We start from the raw sequence: 3,308 nt of genomic DNA on the forward strand, positions 1-3,308 counted from the left end.
TGTTTCTTCCCCGCCCGCGCTGCGTTTTCGCCGTGCTTGGCCGCCACGGCGCGGTCCGGGGCGGGGGCGCCCCCGCCGCCCCGCGTCCCGACGGCGTACACGTCGATGGGTGCCCCGGCGCGTACGAGTGCGTCGACGGCGTACTCGTCCAGTCCACCGCTGGCGATGATCCGGACATCCGGGAGTCCCGCCGCGTCGAGCGTGGCCCGTGCCCGGCGGGCCAGCGCTCCCAGATCGCCGCTGTCGAGCCGGATCGCGCATCCCGGTTCGCGACTCCGGCGTCGGTGTCATACGTGTCCACCAGGAAGGTGACCGGTCCGGGATGGGCACGGGCGAACGCGCGGAAGGCCGTCTCCTCGTCAGGAAAGGCCTCGATGTACGAGTGGGCCATCGTGCCCGAAGCGGGGATCCCGAGGCGGGTGGCCGCCGCGACGTTGCTGGTGCCCGCGAAGCCGACCAGGGCGCCCAGCCGGGCCGCCTGAAAGCCCGCTTCCGGTCCATGGGTGCGGCGCAGGGAGAAGTCGATCACTGACCGTCCCGCCGCCGCGAGCACGCAGCGCGCCGCCTTCGACGCGACCACCGTCTGATGGCACAGCTGGGTGAGCAGGTACGTCTCGACGAGCTGGGCCTGCGGCAGCGGCGCAGTGACCTCCAGCAGCGGTTCTCCGGCGAACACGAGCCGGCCCTCGGGGACCGCTCGGACCTCGCCGCCGAACTCCAGGCCCAGCAGGGACTCCACGTCCCGGACCGGTCGGTGGAGGGCCTCGGCGAACTCCCGCACATCCTCCGGACCGACGCGGAAGCCGGGACAGGTAGTCGAGGGCGGGCTCGAGCCCGGCCGCGACCAGGAAGCCCCGGCCCGGCGGCAGTTCCCGTACGAAGAGGCTGAACGTGGCCGGCCCACGCATCCCCTCCCGCAGATACGACATGGCCATCGTCACCTCGTACAGATCGGTGGTGGTCACGTCAGACATGGTGACCGCGGCCCTCTGCGCCGGGATCCGCCGACTCGTCGTCGTCCCACGCATAGGCGAGTCGGTCTGTCACGTCCACGACGCCGTCGACGCTTTCGCACAACCGCACGATGACCGGGACGAGGCTCCTGCGCTCCACGGTGCCGCTGAGAGTCACCCTGCCGTCGTTGACATCGACCGTCAGGGCGGCCGGCGACAGCCGGAGTGTGCGGGTGAGGACGTCCTCCAGGATCTCCTCCTGGATCGCCCGGTCGCGTCGCAGGAACAGCTGCAGCAGGTCACTTCGGCTGATCACACCGATCAGGCGGCCGTCGCCGTCCACCACCGGCAGCCGTTTGATCCTGTGCTTCTCCATCACCCTGGCCGCCCTGATCGCACTCCATCCGGGCTGCGCCACGACGGCGGGGCTCGACATCAGCCCTTCGGCGGTGCCGGCGCCTTCCCCGGTTGTCTGTCTGCGCAGCAGATCCGCTTCGGACACCACACCCACGGGCTGCTCGTCGTCATCGACCACCGGCACGGCGGTGATGTCGTACTCGTCGAGCACACGTGCGATCTCCTTGAACGTGGTGCCGCGCTGAACGGCCACGGCCTGGGGCGTCATCAGGTCGGCAACATTGCGGTGCCTCATCGCATGCCGGTCCCTTCCTGGCGTCCAGGGAACAACTGTCTCCGTTCACCAGCGTGGGAGCGACGTGGCGCTGCCGCACAGGGCCGAGCGGCCCTGCACGTGGTCCGGACGGGTCACAAGCGCAGATGTCAGGGACCTTCGGCCCAGCCGCGGGCCCCGGCGGCCCCTCACACGGGCCCGGGGGCAATGGCACCGTGAGGGGTGATCCGTGACTGGGGACTCGACGTGGAGGAGCCATGGAGAACAGCACGACGGGCGCCTCGGAATTCGGGACGGTCGTGGTGGGCGTGGACGGTTCGTCCCACGCTGCGGCAGCGGCACTGTGGGCCGCGGCCGAGGCGGACCGCTGCGCGCAGTCGCTGCACATCGTGTACGCCACGGACACCGACAGCCGGGGTCTGTACGTCCTGCCCGAGATCATCGAGCGGATACGGGACGAGGGCCGCGAGCTGCTCCAGGACACCGCGGCCAGGGTGACGGAACGCTTCCCCGGGCTGCGCGTCACCACGGAGCTGAGCAGGCGGGAGCCGGTGGCGACCCTCCACACCGCGGCCGGTGTTCACGGCACCATCGTCGTCGGCAGTCGCGGCCTCGGTGGATTCAGCGCGCTCCTGCTCGGCTCGGTCGGCCTCCGCGTGGCGGCCGGTGCGAGAGTGCCCGTCGTCGTCGTGCGGGAAGCCGAGGAACGCGCGGAGACCGGGGTGGTGCTGGCTGCGGTCCGTGACGAGGTCGATCTCGACTGCGCCCGGCTCGCTGCACGCAGTGCAGAAATGCGCAAGGCGTCGTTGCGGCTTCTGAGCATCTGGAACCTGCTGGAGCAGGTGCGGAACGAGGACGATCTCCTGCTGGACCACGTCGATGAGCTGGTCCGGCGGCGTCAGCACGCGGTCGGGGACGTCGCCGACCGGATCCGGGAGGAGTTTCCCGGCCTCCCGGTGACCGCGCACATCGACAGGGAAGCGTCCGTCGCCGGAGCACTCGTCGAGGCCTCGCGCGACGCCGACCTGCTCGTCATGGGAGGGCGACGGCCGCCCAGCGTCCTCGGGGCCACGCTCGGCTGGGCGACCCATGCGGTGCTGCACCACGCTCACTGCCCCGTCGAGCTCGTGCCGCGTGACGGAGCACGGCCGGGGGAGAAACGATGACGGGTCCTGCCGATCGCAGAGGTGTGCAGCCAGGATCGGCGTCGAGCCACAGGACGGTCTGCGTCCGTCGCCGGCCGGAGCACGCCCTGCTGAACGGAGAGACGACGTGACGCCCCGTCCGGCCCGGACCACACCGGCCTGCATGGAACGCAGTCCGGGGCTCACGGAGCAGGAAGCAGCCCGCCGTCTCGCCGAATACGGCCGCAACGAACTCACGGCACGACGAACCGTGCCGCTGCATGTGCGCGTTGCGGCCCAGTTGCGGGACCCGCTGATCATGGTCCTGCTCGGCGCTGTGGCGTTGACCGTCGCGATCGGTGACCACGCCGACTCGGTCGTCATCGCCCTCGTGATCGTCGTGAACACCACCGTGGGAGTGGCCCAGGAGATCAGGGCCGACAACGCAGTTGCCGCCTTGTCGGCGATGTCCGCCCCCAGCGCACGGGTACTGCGCGGTGGCTCCGAGCGGTTGGTGACTGCCGCGGACGTCGTGCCGGGAGATGAGCTGCTGCTGGGCGAGGGAGACATCGTGCCCGCCGACGCCTGGCTCACGCAGGC

At 70.8% G+C, this 3,308-nt stretch carries 3 protein-coding genes and 1 pseudogene; 2 read left to right on the plus strand and 2 right to left on the minus strand.

What is annotated here, in order from left to right:
• Together ACWGI8_RS41905 and ACWGI8_RS41910 are read right to left on the minus strand one after the other, a co-directional pair.
• Positions 1 to 974: pseudogene (locus ACWGI8_RS41905) on the minus strand (nicotinate phosphoribosyltransferase); the annotation flags it as partial.
• The gene (locus tag ACWGI8_RS41910) at positions 967 to 1,605 is read right to left on the minus strand and encodes a CBS domain-containing protein (protein WP_453668708.1); all 639 of its coding nucleotides are present in this window, start codon (positions 1,603 to 1,605) and stop codon (positions 967 to 969) included. The pseudogene ACWGI8_RS41905 and the gene ACWGI8_RS41910, both read right to left, overlap by 8 nt.
• 236 nt (positions 1,606 to 1,841) lie before the next feature.
• On the opposite strand from ACWGI8_RS41910, the gene ACWGI8_RS41915 reads away from it, so the two are divergent.
• Together ACWGI8_RS41915 and ACWGI8_RS41920 are read left to right on the plus strand one after the other, a co-directional pair.
• Positions 1,842 to 2,750, plus strand: coding sequence for a universal stress protein (locus tag ACWGI8_RS41915; protein ID WP_453668709.1), 909 nt, complete (start codon positions 1,842 to 1,844; stop codon positions 2,748 to 2,750).
• Between the two features lie 142 nt (positions 2,751 to 2,892).
• Positions 2,893 to 3,308: cation-transporting P-type ATPase (locus ACWGI8_RS41920; RefSeq protein ID WP_453668710.1), on the plus strand; the 416-nt coding region annotated here is incomplete at its 3' end.

The organism is Streptomyces sp. NPDC054841, from assembly GCF_053611045.1.